The sequence below is a fragment of the Rhizobium sp. P1_E1 genome, assembly GCF_056406015.1.
In genome coordinates this window covers 1-14,799 of record NZ_JBFUAY010000065.1, presented here as the reverse complement: position 1 = coordinate 14,799, position 14,799 = coordinate 1, and the positions used below count along the sequence as shown (strand labels likewise).

General features: G+C 62.6%; 15 protein-coding genes and 1 pseudogene. 15 read left to right on the top strand and 1 reads right to left on the bottom strand.

Translation table 11 applies throughout. From position 1 onward, the window contains the following. Nucleotides 1-8 precede the first annotated feature (8 nt). Genes AC1D1Z_RS20830 through AC1D1Z_RS20815 form a run of 4 tightly spaced genes read left to right on the top strand, consistent with a single transcriptional unit; the run spans nucleotide 9 to nucleotide 3,469 of the window. Nucleotides 9-251 carry an acetyl-CoA carboxylase gene (locus AC1D1Z_RS20830; RefSeq protein WP_018245292.1) on the top strand — a complete coding sequence of 81 codons (243 nt, stop codon included), beginning with the start codon at nucleotides 9-11 and terminating at the stop codon, nucleotides 249-251. Then, nucleotides 248-1,633: an acetyl-CoA carboxylase biotin carboxylase subunit gene (locus AC1D1Z_RS20825; RefSeq protein WP_018245291.1), complete on the top strand. Its 1,386-nt coding sequence runs from the start codon at nucleotides 248-250 to the stop codon at nucleotides 1,631-1,633. Before AC1D1Z_RS20830 ends, AC1D1Z_RS20825 begins: the two co-directional genes overlap by 4 nt. Then, nucleotides 1,633-2,508: a 5-oxoprolinase subunit B family protein gene (locus tag AC1D1Z_RS20820; RefSeq protein ID WP_477851631.1), complete on the top strand. Its 876-nt coding sequence runs from the start codon at nucleotides 1,633-1,635 to the stop codon at nucleotides 2,506-2,508. Before AC1D1Z_RS20825 ends, AC1D1Z_RS20820 begins: the two co-directional genes overlap by 1 nt. After that, nucleotides 2,498-3,469, top strand: a complete 972-nt coding sequence (locus AC1D1Z_RS20815; RefSeq protein ID WP_018245289.1) for a 5-oxoprolinase subunit C family protein — start codon at nucleotides 2,498-2,500, stop codon at nucleotides 3,467-3,469. The genes AC1D1Z_RS20820 and AC1D1Z_RS20815 overlap by 11 nt, the downstream gene beginning before the upstream one ends. Before the next feature lie 22 nt (nucleotides 3,470-3,491). Here AC1D1Z_RS20815 and AC1D1Z_RS20810 read toward each other — a convergent pair whose 3' ends face one another. Then, nucleotides 3,492-4,511, bottom strand: coding sequence for a GntR family transcriptional regulator (locus tag AC1D1Z_RS20810; RefSeq protein WP_018245288.1), 1,020 nt, complete (start codon nucleotides 4,509-4,511; stop codon nucleotides 3,492-3,494). A 559-nt stretch (nucleotides 4,512-5,070) separates the two neighbouring features. Here AC1D1Z_RS20810 and AC1D1Z_RS20805 point away from each other — a divergent pair. The 11 genes and pseudogenes from AC1D1Z_RS20805 to AC1D1Z_RS20755 all read left to right on the top strand — a co-directional run. Next, complete coding sequence (locus AC1D1Z_RS20805; protein WP_018245286.1) at nucleotides 5,071-6,159, top strand: ABC transporter ATP-binding protein; 1,089 nt, start codon at nucleotides 5,071-5,073, stop codon at nucleotides 6,157-6,159. A 37-nt stretch (nucleotides 6,160-6,196) separates the two neighbouring features. After that, nucleotides 6,197-7,096 (top strand): ABC transporter permease, encoded by a 900-nt coding sequence (locus AC1D1Z_RS20800; protein WP_018245285.1) that lies wholly within the window; start codon nucleotides 6,197-6,199, stop codon nucleotides 7,094-7,096. A gap of 1 nt (nucleotide 7,097) precedes the next feature. Beyond that, the gene (locus AC1D1Z_RS20795) at nucleotides 7,098-7,943 is read left to right on the top strand and encodes an ABC transporter permease (protein ID WP_018245284.1); all 846 of its coding nucleotides are present in this window, start codon (nucleotides 7,098-7,100) and stop codon (nucleotides 7,941-7,943) included. Further along, a complete protein-coding gene (locus AC1D1Z_RS20790) occupies nucleotides 7,943-8,680 on the top strand; it encodes an SDR family NAD(P)-dependent oxidoreductase (protein WP_020493426.1) in 738 nt (245 codons plus the stop codon). The genes AC1D1Z_RS20795 and AC1D1Z_RS20790 overlap by 1 nt, the downstream gene beginning before the upstream one ends. Nucleotides 8,681-8,693: 13 nt before the next feature. After that, nucleotides 8,694-9,467: an SDR family NAD(P)-dependent oxidoreductase gene (locus tag AC1D1Z_RS20785; protein WP_018245282.1), complete on the top strand. Its 774-nt coding sequence runs from the start codon at nucleotides 8,694-8,696 to the stop codon at nucleotides 9,465-9,467. A gap of 103 nt (nucleotides 9,468-9,570) precedes the next feature. Then, on the top strand, nucleotides 9,571-10,806 hold the full coding sequence (locus tag AC1D1Z_RS20780) for an ABC transporter substrate-binding protein (protein ID WP_018245281.1): 1,236 nt from the start codon (nucleotides 9,571-9,573) through the stop codon (nucleotides 10,804-10,806). A gap of 105 nt (nucleotides 10,807-10,911) precedes the next feature. Continuing rightward, the gene (locus tag AC1D1Z_RS20775) at nucleotides 10,912-12,021 is read left to right on the top strand and encodes an ABC transporter ATP-binding protein (RefSeq protein WP_018245280.1); all 1,110 of its coding nucleotides are present in this window, start codon (nucleotides 10,912-10,914) and stop codon (nucleotides 12,019-12,021) included. A 53-nt stretch (nucleotides 12,022-12,074) separates the two neighbouring features. Continuing rightward, nucleotides 12,075-12,956: a polysaccharide deacetylase family protein gene (locus tag AC1D1Z_RS20770; RefSeq protein ID WP_018245279.1), complete on the top strand. Its 882-nt coding sequence runs from the start codon at nucleotides 12,075-12,077 to the stop codon at nucleotides 12,954-12,956. A gap of 12 nt (nucleotides 12,957-12,968) precedes the next feature. After that, entirely contained in the window at nucleotides 12,969-13,301 is a 333-nt protein-coding gene (locus tag AC1D1Z_RS20765) for a hypothetical protein (protein WP_018245278.1), read from the top strand. Next, nucleotides 13,294-14,334: a CobW family GTP-binding protein gene (locus tag AC1D1Z_RS20760; RefSeq protein ID WP_018245277.1), complete on the top strand. Its 1,041-nt coding sequence runs from the start codon at nucleotides 13,294-13,296 to the stop codon at nucleotides 14,332-14,334. The genes AC1D1Z_RS20765 and AC1D1Z_RS20760 overlap by 8 nt, the downstream gene beginning before the upstream one ends. Beyond that, nucleotides 14,331-14,799, top strand: a pseudogene (locus tag AC1D1Z_RS20755) (signal peptide prediction); the annotation flags it as partial. The gene AC1D1Z_RS20760 and the pseudogene AC1D1Z_RS20755, both read left to right, overlap by 4 nt.

Below are 14,799 nucleotides of genomic sequence, written 5' to 3'. Positions count from 1 at the left end.
ATCGACCAGTGAGCAAGATTGAAATCCGTTCGCCCCTGCCGGGCACCTTCTATCGGGCTTCGGCTCCCGATGCTCCGCCGTTCAAGACGGATGGTGATGACGTCTCCGAGGCCGAGACGATCGGCGTGATCGAGGTGATGAAGACATTCCAGGAAGTTACGGCCGGCGTTACCGGCAAGGCGATCACCTTCCTCGTCGACAATGAAGAGCCTGTCATGGCCGGGCAGGTCATTGCGGAGGTCGAAGCATGACGATCGGCTCGGTGCTCGTCGCCAATCGCGGGGAGATCGCCGTTCGCGTCATCAAGGCGGCGAAGGCGCTCGGCATCCGCACCGTGCAGGTGTACAGCGCAGCAGACGCAGATATGCTGGCGGTGCGGCTTGCCGACGAGGCGGTGAACATCGGCCCGCCGGCGGCGAAGAAATCCTATCTCGACATTGCGGCAGTGATCGCTGCCGCCAAGGAGGCCGGTGTCGATGCCGTGCATCCGGGCTACGGCTTTCTGTCCGAAAACGGCGATTTTGCCGATGCGGTTCGTGACGCCGGCATGATCTTTGTCGGCCCCTCGGGCGATGCAATCCGCACGCTCGGCGACAAAGTGGCGGCGCGGCAGGTGGCAAAACGCGCAGGCGTACCGACGGTGCCTGGCAGCGAAGGGCGTGTCACAGGGCTCGATGACGCCCGCTTGCTCGCGATCGAGATCGGTTTTCCTGTGATGATCAAGGCCGCGGCCGGTGGCGGCGGACGTGGTATCCGCATTGTCGATAGCATCGCTGAGCTGGAGCAGCAGTTTCCGCTGGCCACGGCCGAGGCGCTGGCCGCCTTCGGCGACGGCGGGCTTTATATGGAAAAGGTCATCGGCCGCGCCCGACACGTCGAGGTGCAGGTTTTCGGCGACGGGCGGAATTTCGTGCATTTCTTCGAACGCGAATGCTCGCTGCAGCGGCGGCGCCAGAAGGTGTGGGAAGAGGCGCCCGCCTTCCTGCTGCCTGCCGCCGTGCGCGAACGACTCTGCATGAGCGCCGTGGCGCTTGCACGCGAGGTCGGTTATCGCGGGGCCGGCACGGTCGAGTATCTCTACGACGACGATACGGGCGACTTCTACTTCATCGAAGTCAACACCCGCATCCAGGTCGAGCATCCCGTTACCGAGATGATTACCGGGTTCGACCTGGTGCAGGAGATGTTCAAGGTCGCGGGCGGTGCATCCCTTTCGGTCGCCCAGCGAGATATCGTGGCCAGCGGCCATGCGATTGAGTGCCGCATCAATGCCGAGGATCCGTTCAAAGCCTTCCAGCCGTCGCCAGGTACGATCGCGTCGCTGTCTGTTCCGGAAGGCGAGGGCATCCGGTTCGACACGATGCTTTACGAGGGCTACACGATCCCGCCCTTTTATGATTCCCTGCTCGGCAAGCTGATCGTGCACGCCGAAACCCGCAAGGCCTGCCTCGAAAAGCTTGCCGCGGCGCTGACGGCTCTCGCGATCGAAGGCGTGCCGACGACGGTGCCGCTGCATCTGGCGCTTGCCCGCGATGCAAGCGTCGGCGCGGGCGCCTTCCATACCCGCTTTCTCGAACAATGGCTGGAGCACGATTTTCCCGCTTTGGCCGGCCGGACCCAGGAGGTTGCCTGATGCCTGCGCGATATACGTTCGGAGGTGACGAACACCTCTTCGTCGAATGCAGCAGCGAGATGTCGCTGGAAGCCTTCTTCAAGAGCCTGTCGATGGYGACAGCGGTTCGGGAAAGCCAGATCAGGGGCGTCACCGAGATCTGCCCGGCCAACGCCTCCTTCCAGGTGAAGTTCAATCCCGATCTCATCAAGCCTGACGACATCCTGCGGGAGGTGCGGGCAATCGAGGGCGTGGCGGAAAAATCCGAGCCGGTCCTGAAGACCCGCATCATCGAGATCCCGGTCTTCTACAATGATCCATGGACGCACGAGACGCTGATGCGCTTTCGCGAGCGGCATCAGGAACCTGGCGGAACCGACCTCGATTATGCTGCGCGGGTCAACGGCTACGGCGGTGTAGAGGATTTTGTCGCCGCGCATGCGGGGTCGCCCTGGTTCGTGTCGATGGTCGGTTTCGTGGCCGGGCTTCCCTTCATGTACCAGATGGTCGATCGACAGCGGCAGATCGAAGTGCCGAAATATCTGAGACCACGCACCGATACGCCCAAACTGACAGTCGGCCATGGCGGCTGCTTCGGCTGCATCTATTCGGTGCGCGGCGCCGGCGGCTACCAGATGTTCGGCGTCACGCCGATGCCGATCTTCGACCCGACGCAGCAAACGAGTTACCTGCGCGATTTCATGGTGTTCTTCCGTCCTGGCRATATCGTCAAGTTCAAGCCCGTCGATCGCGACGGATACGACACGGCGGTCGAAGAGGTCGACAAGAGGCTCTTCAGCCCGCCGATCCGCCAGGTCCGCTTCGATCTTCGCGAATTCAGCAAGGACATTGACGGTTACAACGCCGCGCTGGAGGGTATTCTCAATGGCCATTAAAGTGTTGCACCCTGGACTATCGACGAGCGTCCAGGATCTCGGCCGTCCCGGCTATTTCCACCTCGGCATCCCGATCGGCGGCGCCATGGACCGCTACGCCATGCGTGCTGCCAATCTGCTCGTCGGCAACGACGAAGGGGCGGCGGGTCTCGAGGCGGTCTTCATGGGGCCGAAGCTCGAATTCGCCGAGGACAGGCTCGTGGCCGTCACAGGTGCCGACATGCCGGCCAAGGTCGACGGCGTGGGGCAGCCTGGCTGGACCGCTTTCAAGGTCAAGGCCGGCCAGGTGCTGAGCTTCGACTTCCTGAAATCCGGCGCGCGTATCCTGATCGCGGTCGCGGGCGGCATCGACGTGCCGGAAGCGCTCGGCAGCCGCTCCACCTATCCGATCGGCGCGCTCGGCGGCTACAAAGGGCGGGCGCTGGCAGCCGGCGACGAACTGCCCGTCGGAAAGGCCGACCTTGCCGAGGAAGGAGAAAGCGTCGCCGAAGAGCTGCGGCGCAAGCCCGGAACGCCGGCAGCGCTGCGCGTGCTGCCGGGGCTCTACTGGGACCGGCTGACGGATGCCGCCAAGGCGAGCTTCTTTGCCGACGAGTGGAAGGTGGCGCCTGAGGCCGACCGCATGGGCTACCGCTTCCGCGGCGGGCGCAGGCTCGAATTTATCGACCGCAAGCAGCCCTTCGGCGCCGGTTCGGATCCGTCGAACATCGTCGACAGCTGCTATCCCTACGGCTCGATCCAGGTACCGGGCGGGACGGAGCCGATCATCCTCCATCGCGACGCGGTCTCCGGCGGCGGCTATTTCATGGTCGGCACGGTGATCTCGGCCGACATGGACCTCATCGGCCAGTTGCAGCCGCATACGCCGGCGCGCTTCGTCGAGGTGACGATGGACGAAGCGCTGAAGGCGAGGGCCGATCGGGCAGCACTGCTCGACCGCCTCCGCCAAAGCCTGTCGTGAGGTGACGCCGATGGCCGGCCGCTCACTCGACGTGCGTCAGGTAATCGGCCGTCACGCTCGGGCCGGGGATGATGGCAACGATCTTCATCTGGGCGATCATGCGTTTCATCGAGGCGTCGAGATGGGTCTCCAGCATCGCGGCGGCCGCATCGACGGCGCCGCGCATCAAAAGCTCGACGATCAGCCGCATCTCGGTGATGGCGGTCGGATCGTCAGGCAGGCCGAGATGACGCAGCAGCCGCTCGGCGGCGTTGACGGGCAACAGGTTGTTGCGGATCAGTTCCCGCGTCTTCTCGTTTGTCGTCGTCAGCACGCAAATGTCGATCATCTGCTCCTGAAGTTCCTCGAGTTTTTCGAGGTGGTCGACCGGTTGCGAAGCTTCGAGGCCGGCCAGGCGAGTGAAGAGCTCGGTCAGGCGTTCGCGGTCGACTGCGGCAGCGCCGGCCTTGAGCGCGGCGGGCTCCAGCATGCGTCGAAGCGTGAAGTGATCCTTGATCGTCTGGGCCGTCAACGGGCCGGCGATCCAGTGGGAACTCTGGTTCTTCCGGACGAGGCCGCGTTCCTGCAACCGGCTGAGGACGTCGCGCACCACCGTGCGGCTGACCTTGAAATGATTGGCGAGTTCGATCTCGATGATGCGGTACTGGCCGAAGACGACGCAGCCGGCCACGTCGCGCTCGACCGTGTTGTAGATGCGCGCCCAGGACGACCGGCTCTGCAGCGCCTCGTCGGCATGCTGGGCTATGACCAGCCCGAAGGACTTGATGTCCGTGCGGTTTGGTGTGAGCCCTGCATCCTGAGGTCCGACCAGGAAGCCACGTCCCTGGAAACGGTGGACAAGGCCATCGGCCTCCAGGCGAAGCAGGGCGCGCTGCACCGGCGCGCGCGACGTTTGGAGGATATCGGCGATCGGCCCCTCGAGCAGGACCAGACCCACCGGCAGCTGTCCGCCGACGATATTGTCGCGCAGGATATGCTCGGCAATCTCGTACCGACGCTGGGCCGTCTGTGCTGGGAGATTGCGTATCATCGGGCGGGGCATCCTCCATCCAATCGCGGATGGCAACAAAGTCGGAATTCTCTTTAGTGTATTTTGCCGTTCCGGACTATGTCAAAATAAATGTCTTTTGCATACCAAAATTGCATTATTTCGCTGAGCGTCGCTTGAGGCGGCGTTTGGTCGTCGTCTAGGCCATTTTGCCCCGCAGATGGTCAGACGGGCGGATAGCGCTCGCGGAGAGAGCTCGGATGATGCAGAAATGCGTGATTTCTGGCGAAGCATTGCCGAAAAGCTGCGCATAATCGTCCGGAATGCCCGTATCTCGTTTTTCCGGAATCCCTGCTTCCATACTGCGGTTTTGTGACTCTGTGTTGCTCTGCACAAAATGTCGACCGTTTCATGAAAAAGCCTATTGAATACAAAAATCATTTATGTCATCAATTCTGCACAGGGATGCCGGTAGAAGCATTCCGAGGGTGAACGACAAAAAACGTCAGACTGCCGATCGATCTTCCGCCGTGTGCCTTGCCGCCCACGAACGGTTTCGGCTGCCGTTTCGCAAGGCGCGCGGCGGCCTAGGAGCGATCCGTGCTGGTGCAAAATGGAGAGGCTCTTGTCTTCGGTTCTCAAGCTCGCAGGTGTCACCAAGGCTTATGGTACGCTGAACGCGCTCGACGGCATCGACCTGTCGCTGCCGAACGACAGCTACGTCTCGCTTCTGGGGCCGAGCGGATCTGGAAAGACGACGCTTCTGCGCGTCATCGCCGGTTTCGAGCAGCCGGACCTCGGCACGGTGATCTTCAAGGGTCAGCGTATCGAGACGGTACCGCCGCACCGGCGCGACATCGGTTTCGTCTTTCAGAATTTTGCCCTTTTTCCGCATCTGTCGGTCTCCAGGAACATCGCTTTCGGGCTGGAAAACCGTGCCGAGAACTCCGTGACCGATCCTGATATCGTGCAGGTCAGGGTCAAGGAGATGATTGCGCTCGTCGGCCTTTCGGGCCTGGAAGATCGCGGCGTCGGGCAGATCTCCGGCGGTCAGCGGCAGCGCGTGGCGTTGGCGCGCACGCTGGTGACGGAGCCGTCGCTGGTGCTGCTCGACGAGCCGCTTGGCGCGCTCGACGCCAATCTTCGCGCCCGCATGCGCAGCGAGCTCAGGTTGATCCGCGAGCGCTGCGGCGTCACCTTCCTGCACGTCACCGGCAGCGAGAGCGAGGCGCTTGCCATGGGCGACATGGTGCTGGTGCTCGACAGCGGCCGGATCGCGCAGGCAGCAGACGCCGACACGATCTATAACCGGCCAAAATCGCTGTCGGTCGCGAGCTTCCTCAACTGCTACAATCTTTTCGAAGGCCGGCTCGCCGGGGAGAGCTTCCTCAGCCCCTATGGTGCTTTCCCGCTCGGCGACCAAATGCAGTTCCGCGACGACCGCACCGGTTACGCGATCCGCTACGACCGTGTTGCGATCCGCCCGGCCGAAGTGCCCGCCGCCGACGACGAGGTGAGGCTCGAGGCGACCTTCGTCGCCGACGAATATTCGGGCGCCGCGATCAACTCCTTTTTCTCGCTCGATGACGGCCGCGTCTTCGAAGTGGAATCTCATCTGAGCCAGAGCATGCCGCCCGCCTGTACGCCGCAGTCGCGCTACACGCTCGTCTGGAAGCGCCGGGATGCCCTCGTTTACGCCTGATACTCTTACCGCATAGCGCGGGACGGGAGACTGATTGATGTCGATAAGTGCCACAACAGCCGAGACCGAAACCACCGTGGAACCGGTCAAGAAGGCATCCAGCAAGACGCTCTGGCTGTTGGCGCCGGGCGTCATCTGGATGTTGCTTTTTCTGGTAACACCCATCCTGATGATGATCTACGTGTCCTTCTGGACGCAGACGACGTTCAAGATCACGCCTGATCTCACCGTCAAGAGCTGGGTGACCTTCTTCACCACGGACACCTATCTCAGCGCTCTTTGGACGACGGTCAGGATCTGGTTGATCGTGCTCGCCTCGACGCTGGTCGTCGGCTATCCGGCGGCCCTCTACGTCGGCCTCTTCGTCAAGAACAAGACGATCCAGACGGCGCTTCTCGTCCTCTGCGTCATCCCTTTCTGGACCTCTTTCCTGATCCGCGTGCTCGCCTGGCGACCGATGTTGGGCAAGGAGGGGGCGATCAATCTCATCCTGCAGGGTCTCGGCATCATCAACCAGCCGATCGAGGTGCTGCTCTTCTCCGAACTCTCGGTTATCATCGGCATGACGCAGATCTATTGCGTCTTCATGGTCGGGCCGATCGCCTTCATGATGGGCCGCATCGACCAGAGCGTCATCGAAGCAGCGCAGGATCTCGGCGCGGGCTTCTGGCGCATTTTCCGCACCATCATCCTGCCGCTCACCATGCCGGGCGTGGTGGTCGGCGCGATTTTCGTCTCCGTCATGGTGCTTGGTGAATTCGCAACTGCCGCCGCGCTCTCCGGCCGCAAGGTGAACCTTCTCGGCAATATCATCGTCACCCAGGTCGGATCGCTGAAATGGGCCTTCGCCGCTGTCGTCGGCGTCGTGCTTACCGTGCTCATGGGCGTCGTCGTCGCGGCACTCTTGCGCGTCGTCGACCTCAGGAAGGAGCTCTGACATGCAGGCTGGCGGCATCAAGCTATCACTCGGCATCTATACGGCGGTCTTCCTGATCTTCCTCTACGCGCCAATGGTGGTGCTGGCCATTCTGTCCTTCCAGACAGGGCCGGAAGGCGGACCGCAGTTCCCGATCATCGAGTGGTCGACCTACTGGTACAAGCATCTCTTCGGCCTGACGCCGCCATCGCGCATCGCGCCGCTGCCGATCAACGAGGCCTTGGTCCGCTCGCTGGTGCTTTCGGTAATGACGATGATCGCCTCCACCGTGCTCGGCGTCACCTCGGCGCAGGCCTTCCGTCGCCGGTTCCATGGCTCGGGCGTCGTCTTCTACCTGATCGTTCTCGGCATGATGGTTCCTGGCGTTCTGGTCGGCCTCGGCATGGCGCTCGTCGCCAATGCGCTGGGCATCGACCGGCATTGGTGGAGTACGGCCTTCGTGCTGCACGTTGTCTACACCTATCCTTTCGCCTTTCTCGTCATGCTGGCGATCCTCAACCGCTTTGACCAGAGTGTGGAGGAGGCGTCGTGGTCGCTCGGCGTGTCGCCGGCACGCACCTTCCGCAAGGTGACGTTCCCGCTGATCTTTCCGGGCGTGCTCTCGGCCATGCTCTTTGCCTTCACGCTGTCTTATGACGAATTCTCGCGCACCCTGTTTGCATCCGGCCGCGACTTGACGCTGCCGCTTGCCATCTACGGGACCTTCTCGGTGGAGGTGCATCCGAACGTCTTCGCTTTCGGGGTGCTGACGACGATCTTCTCCTTCGCGCTGCTCGGCGTCTACGCCATCTTGATGGTGCTTTCCATCAGGCGCGCCAAGCGCGTCGCGATCCAGGAGGAGGCGTGATGCCGGTACCTTCAGCCATCGTGACGGGCGCCGGTTCCGGCATCGGTCGTGCCATCGCCATCCGGCTGTCGCAGGACGGCTATGCCATACTCGTCAACGATCTCCACCTCGACCGGGCGCAGGCGGTTGCCGACGAGATCGCAGCGGCTGGCGGCAAGGCCGTCGCGGTTGCCGGGGACGTTTCTTCCGAGACAGATACGGCGAAGGTCTACGAGGTCGCAGTTTCGGCCTTCGGCCACCCGCAGTTGCTCGTCAACTGTGCCGGCATCGTCCATCAGGCGCTGTTTGAAAACCTTGAGGTTGCGGATTTCGACCGGATGTTCGCGATCCATGTGCGCGGTACCTTTCTCATGACCAAGCTCGCTCTGCCATCGATGCTTGCTGCCGGGGATGGTGTCATCGTCAACGTCGCCTCGCAGCTCGGCCAGATCGGCGGCATCGAACTCGTCCATTATGCCGGTGCCAAGGCGGCGATCATCGGCATGACGAAATCGCTCGCCCGCGAGGTCTCGAACCGCGGCGTGCGTGTCAATGCCGTCGCTCCAGGGCCGATCAACACGCCGCTGGTGCGCGAGCTCTCGCAGGAGTGGCGCGTCCGCAAGGCCGCCGAACTGCCGCTCGGTCGCTTCGGCGAGCCGGAAGAGGTTGCCGCCACCGTTTCGTTTCTCGCATCGCCCGCCGCCAGCCTGTTCGTCGGCCAAACGCTTGGCCCGAACTCCGGCGACGTCATGCTCTAGTCAGGAAAACAGAATGACCACGATCTCCTCGATACCCCGCATCGTGCTGATCACCGGCGCCGGCATCGGCATCGGCAAGGCGACCGCCAAGGCATTTGCCGCGCTCGGCGACCACGTGATCGTCACGGATGTCCTCAAGGTCGAAGGGCGCGCCGCCGTGGCGGAGATTGAGGATGCGGGCGGTTCGGCCGAATTCATCGCACTCGACGTCCGCTCGACGTCCGCCGTCGATGCCCTGGTCGCCGACGTGGAGAAACGTCACGGCCGCCTCGACGTGATCATCGCCAATGCCGGCATCGCCCACAAGGCACCCCTCGATGTGCTCGATGACGACAGGTGGGAGCTGACCTTCGACATCGACCTCAAGGGCATCTTCCGCGTGGTCCGTGCAGCCGCACCCGGCATGAAGGCGCGCAAATCAGGCACGGTGGTGGCGCTCTCCTCGATCATGGGAGTCGCCTACGGCTGGGACGAGCACGTGCATTATTCCGCCGCCAAGGCCGGTGTCGTCGGCCTCGTGCGCGGGCTGGCAGTCGAACTTGCCCGCGACGGCATCCGCGTCAACGGCATGGCGCCCGGTTACATCCGCACCGCACAGCTTCTTTCGGAAGAAAACTCGCTCGGACCGAAGGGCGCGGAAGCGGCAAGCGCCTTCATCCCGATGGGGCGGCTCGGCGAACCGGAAGACATCGCCGACGTGATCGTCTTCCTGGCGTCGAACAGCGCAAGATACATGACCGGCCAGACGCTGGTCGTGGATGGAGGGCTCCTCGTGGGCCGATACTGACGGCTGGCGCGTCGGGACCGATCCCATCCTGACGCCGATGCCGGACGAGAACGATGGGTGGTCATGAAGGCCATCCCGGGGAACAAAAAACCGGAGAACGACAATGACAATTTCGATGGACATGAATCGACGTTCACTGCTGAAGCGATCCGCAGGCGCGATGGCGCTTGCCATCGGCGGCGGCACACACTTCCTCTCTTCGCGGGCAGCTTATGCGCAGGCCGCCAGCCTCGCCGGCGAGCAACTGCGCACGATCGGCCTTTCGGTCACCGTACAGGAACGCATCCTGGCCGACTTCAAGACGGCAAGCGGCGTCGGCACGACGTCCGGCACGGCGGCAACCTTCCCGGACGCGCAGACCCGGATCCTCTCCGGTTCGAAGGATTATGACGTCTGGGAAACGATCGGCGAGCGCCTTCCCTCCGTCGTCATGACCGATAATGCCGACCCGATCGAGACCGCGGGCCTGAAGAGCTGGTCGAATATCCGCGAGATCTTCACCAAGCCTGATCCGAAGTTCGACCCCAAGGCGCAGATCGTCGGTCAGATCTGGACGGACGAGACGCAGACGGCGCTCTGGATGGTGCCTTCGGTCTTCAACTTCGACTCCGTCGGCTATAATCCGGACGTGCTCTCCGACGAGGAAGCCAACAGCTGGACGGCGATCTTCGACAGCAAGTACAAGGGCAAGTCCGGCCTCAACACCGACCCGCTGACGGCCTTCGGCCAGGCGGTCATGGCGATGAACACGCTTGGCCTTTCCAATGTCAAGAACCCCGGCAATCCGACCGCCGCGGAAATCGACGAAGCCGCGAAGTTCCTGATCTCGAAAAAGAAGGAAGGCCAGTTCCGGGCGCTCTGGGGCGATTTCGGCGAACTCGTCAACTTCCTGGCATCCGGCGAAATCGTCGTCTGCGACGCCTGGCAGCCGGCGGTTATGGCCGTCAAGGCGCAGGGAAAGCCTTGCAAATACGCCATTCCGAAGGAAGGCTATCGCGCCTGGTCCATCGGCAACACCATGCTGAAGGGCACGCCGAACAAGGAAGCCGTCGTCGCCTATGCGGACTATTGGCTGTCGGGCGAACCGGGCATCACGGTTTCCGAGCAGGGTTACTATTCGCCGACCACCAACATCAAGGAGAAGATGGCGCCGGAAAAATATGCCTTCTGGTACGAAGGCAAGCCGTGGGTCGGCGCGCCAGAGCGCGGCATCAAGGAGGGCGATCTTCGCGACGGCGGTTCGCTCGAGACCCGCGCGGCAAACGTCGCCTACTGGCACCAGTGGCCGGATGAATACGACCACCTCATCCAGAAGTGGGACGAGTTCCTCAACGCCTGATGCGTTACTCCCAGCGCCCCTTCATCCCATCTGCGATGCGGAGAAGGGGCCACCTGGCAGGCGGCTGCGGTCGCCTGTCCTTTAACCCGCAACGGAACGACCGACATGATACATGACCTCGAACTCTACCAGATCGGAAAGGTCTACGATAACGGAACGCCGGCCGTGATCGATTTCAACCTTGCCGTCGACAAGGGCGAGTTCATCGCGTTCCTCGGCCCGTCCGGCTGCGGCAAAACGACGACGCTGCGGATGATCGCCGGATTCGAAAGTATCTCGTCCGGCAATCTGATGGTCAGGGGCGAGCGGATCAACGATATCGGCCCGGCGCAGCGGCCGACCTCGATGATCTTCCAGAATTATGCGCTCTTCCCGCACATGACTGTGCGCAACAATATCGGCTACGGCCTCGACGTGAAGCGCATGGAGAAGGTCCAGCGCAATGCAAAGGTCGATCGCATTCTCGAAAAGCTGGGTCTCGAGGACGTCGCCGACAAGCGCTGCGACAAGCTTTCCGGCGGCCAGCGACAGCGCATCGCGCTTGCGCGCGGTCTCGTGGTCGAGCCTGATATTCTGCTGCTCGACGAACCGCTCGGCGCTTTGGACGCCAACCTGCGCAAGACGATCCAGAGCGAATTGAAACTGTTGCAACGCGAGCTTGGCGTGACGTTCGTTTTCGTGACGCACGCCCAGTCCGAGGCGCTGGCGCTTTCCGACCGGATCGTCGTGATGAACCAAGGCCGGATCGAACAGATCAGCCCGCCGCATCAGCTTTATACGCGGCCAAACACGCCTTTTGTCGCGCAGTTCATCGGCCGCAATACGATCTTCAAGGGTGCAGTCAAGGGCCACGAAAAGGGACATGTCGTGGTCGACACGCCGCTTGGCCTTCTCGCCGGCGATGCCAATGGCGCGGTCGCGAACGGAGACGCGGTGAGCGTCGTGATCCCTGCCGAGGCAGTCGAGGTGCATGCGCTCGACAAGGGCGGCCGCGATGCGATCGCTGAGGCCTGCAGCGGCAATGTCATCGACGCCAGGATCCGCCGCTTCGACGTCGTCGGGCATATCTCGCATCTTTCGGTCGCCCTGCCGGACGGACGCATGCTGGCGCTCGAAGCCCATGTCGACAAGTATCCGCCCGGCGCTTTTGCCGTCGATGCGCTGGTTGCGCTCGCCTTCAAGCCGGAAAACGCCACCGTCATTCCCGCCCACTGAAAAGCCGGCCGATCAAAGCCGGACCAACGAGAACATCACAAGGAGACCTCGCAATGGCAAAAGAAATCTTCTGCAGCTTCGGCATCGACGTGGACGCCGTTGCCGGCTGGCTCGGCTCGTATGGCGGCGAGGATTCCCCGGACGATATCTCGCGGGGCCTGTTTTCCGGCGAAGTCGGCAGCCCACGGCTGTTGAAGCTTTTCGAGCGCTTCGGCATCAAGACCACCTGGTTCATCCCCGGCCACTCGATCGAGACGTTTCCGGAGCAGATGCAGGCCGTCGCCGATGCCGGTCACGAGATCGGCATCCATGGCTACACCCATGAAAACCCGATCGCCATGACGCGCGAGCAGGAGACGGAGGTGCTCGACAAGTGCATCGAGCTCGTCGCCAAGCTTTCCGGCAAGCGGCCGACCGGCTATGTGGCACCCTGGTGGGAATTCTCCAACGTCACCAACGAACTCCTGCTCGAGCGTGGCATCAAATACGACCATTCGCTCATGCACAACGACTTCACGCCTTACTATGTCCGCGTGGGCGACAGCTGGACCAAGATCGACTATTCGAAGAAGCCGTCGGAGTGGATGGTGCCGCTGAAGCGTGGTCACGAGACCGATCTCATCGAGATCCCGGCGTCTTGGTATCTCGACGACCTGCCGCCGATGATGTTTATCAAGAAGGCGCCAAACAGCCACGGCTTCGTCAACCCGCACGACATAGAGCAGATGTGGCGCGACCAGTTCGACTGGGTCTATCGCGAAATGGACTACGCCGTCTTCCCGATCACGATTCACCCTGATGTCGCCGGCCGGCCGCAGGTTCTGATGATGCTGGAGCGTCTCTACGCCCACATGATCAAGCATCCCGGCGTCAAGTTCGTGACGATGAACGAGATCGCCGACGACTTCGCCAAACGGTTCCCCCGCAAGAAGTAAGAGGTAAAGGCGATGTGTTCGCTCTGCGGTATTCTGGGTGGTAACGAGCACTGGGCCGACGCGGTCGCGCGACCCGGGGTCTATACCCGCACCGCCGAGCGGATCGACCGCCGGCGCGAGCGCGCCCGCCGTGTTGCGATTGCCAACCGCGTCCTCGACGCCTTTGGTCTCTCCATGTCCGACTGGCAGGGATCCTCCTTCCTGCTGTCGACCCGCACCGGAAAGACCGAGATCATCGAAGATCTCGGACACCTGTGGCCGGCGGCCGAGCGGCTTGCGGGCCGGCCGCTCGATCCGCTGGCCGAGACGCTTCTCGACCGGCTGGAGGCGAACCGCCATGGCTGATGCGTTTCCGGCCTTCACGCCCGTCACGTTGCTGACCGGTTTTCTCGGATCCGGCAAGACGACGCTGCTACGCCGGTTGCTGGCCGACCCGGCGCTCTGCAACGCCGCGGTGCTGATCAACGAATTCGGCGAGGTCGGCCTCGACCATCACCTGCTCGAGCGCATCGACGAGAACATGGTGTTGCTGCAATCCGGTTGCCTTTGCTGCACGGTGCGGGGCGAATTGGTCGATGCGATCCGCGACCTGCATTCGAAGCGCGAGCGCGGCATCGTCCCGCCCTTCGACCGGATCATCATCGAGAGCACCGGGCTTGCCGATCCTTTCCCCGTTCTTTCGACGTTGAAGGCTGATCCGGTTCTGCGGCATCATTTCCGATCCTCGGGCGTGATTGCCACCGTCGATACCGTCAATGCCGGGACGCAGCTTGCCGCCTACCGCGAGCCGATGCGGCAGGTGGCGGTGGCCGACCTTCTGGTGCTGACCAAGGCCGATATCGCTGAAGCCGGCCAAGTCGCGCGGATCACAGCGATGATCCGGCAGATCAATCCTGATGCGCCGATCGTCCTGGCGTCGGATGATGTCATCAGTCTGCTGGAAGATACCACAACCTGCCGCGCCGAGGCGATGCAATCGCCAGGCGGCTTCTATTGCGACGATCCCGGGCCTGTTCTTGCAGGCGAACATTCCGGCCGCATCCGGTCCTTCGTGCTGGTGAGCGAAGGCACGATCGACTGGACAGCCTTCGGCATCTGGCTGACCATGCTGCTCAACCGGCACGGCGACCGTATCCTTCGGGTCAAGGGGATTCTCAACATCGAGGGCGAGGACTTTCCCGTGGCGATCCACGGGGTGCAGCATCTGGTCCACACGCCCGTTCATATGCAATCCTGGTCCGGCGGGGACCGGCGGTCCCGCATCGTCTTCATCGTCGACGGCATCGAGCCCGCGGCAATCGAGCGATCGTTTGACGCCTTCAACGGGCTCGGCGTGACACAAGTCGCACCGCGGCGGATCGAGGAAATGCAGCCATGAGAAAAATGCCGACGCCGAAGAGCTTTCCGACACCCGCCCTCCATACAGAGGGCCGGATCAAGCTGCGCATCCTCGGCACGGCGATTTCGCTGCTGGAAGAACTCCGGCTCGGTGCCGAGCGCGATCTGGGCATGGATATCGAATTCGACAATCAGGACTTCATGACCGCCCAGCACAAGGCGGCGCTGGAGCCGATGACCTACGACATCTACGACCAGTGCTTCCACAACCTCGACATCGTCTGGTACTGGCGCGCCGTGCAGCCGATCGAGATCGAGCGGATCACGCTTTGGGACGAGATCACCGATCTGACGAAAACGGGCCGCATCGGGCCGAATGCGCGGATCGGGCAGGGCGATGCGCCGGTGACCAAGCTTTTCGTGCAGCCGAACCTGGCGCTTGCCGAAACGCCCTCGCAGCGCATTTCGATGCTGCCGACGACCCATAATTTCGACAGCTTCGCCT

Coding starts and splice junctions, on each gene's coding strand:
- AC1D1Z_RS20825 (WP_018245291.1), top strand. CDS start 248: ATGACGATCGGCTCGGTGCTCGTCGCCAATCGCGGGGAGATCGCCGTT.
- AC1D1Z_RS20815 (WP_018245289.1), top strand. CDS start 2,498: ATGGCCATTAAAGTGTTGCACCCTGGACTATCGACGAGCGTCCAGGAT.
- AC1D1Z_RS20810 (WP_018245288.1), bottom strand. CDS start 4,511: ATGCCCCGCCCGATGATACGCAATCTCCCAGCACAGACGGCCCAGCGT.
- AC1D1Z_RS20805 (WP_018245286.1), top strand. CDS start 5,071: ATGGAGAGGCTCTTGTCTTCGGTTCTCAAGCTCGCAGGTGTCACCAAG.
- AC1D1Z_RS20800 (WP_018245285.1), top strand. CDS start 6,197: ATGTCGATAAGTGCCACAACAGCCGAGACCGAAACCACCGTGGAACCG.
- AC1D1Z_RS20795 (WP_018245284.1), top strand. CDS start 7,098: ATGCAGGCTGGCGGCATCAAGCTATCACTCGGCATCTATACGGCGGTC.
- AC1D1Z_RS20790 (WP_020493426.1), top strand. CDS start 7,943: ATGCCGGTACCTTCAGCCATCGTGACGGGCGCCGGTTCCGGCATCGGT.
- AC1D1Z_RS20785 (WP_018245282.1), top strand. CDS start 8,694: ATGACCACGATCTCCTCGATACCCCGCATCGTGCTGATCACCGGCGCC.
- AC1D1Z_RS20780 (WP_018245281.1), top strand. CDS start 9,571: ATGACAATTTCGATGGACATGAATCGACGTTCACTGCTGAAGCGATCC.
- AC1D1Z_RS20775 (WP_018245280.1), top strand. CDS start 10,912: ATGATACATGACCTCGAACTCTACCAGATCGGAAAGGTCTACGATAAC.
- AC1D1Z_RS20770 (WP_018245279.1), top strand. CDS start 12,075: ATGGCAAAAGAAATCTTCTGCAGCTTCGGCATCGACGTGGACGCCGTT.
- AC1D1Z_RS20765 (WP_018245278.1), top strand. CDS start 12,969: ATGTGTTCGCTCTGCGGTATTCTGGGTGGTAACGAGCACTGGGCCGAC.
- AC1D1Z_RS20760 (WP_018245277.1), top strand. CDS start 13,294: ATGGCTGATGCGTTTCCGGCCTTCACGCCCGTCACGTTGCTGACCGGT.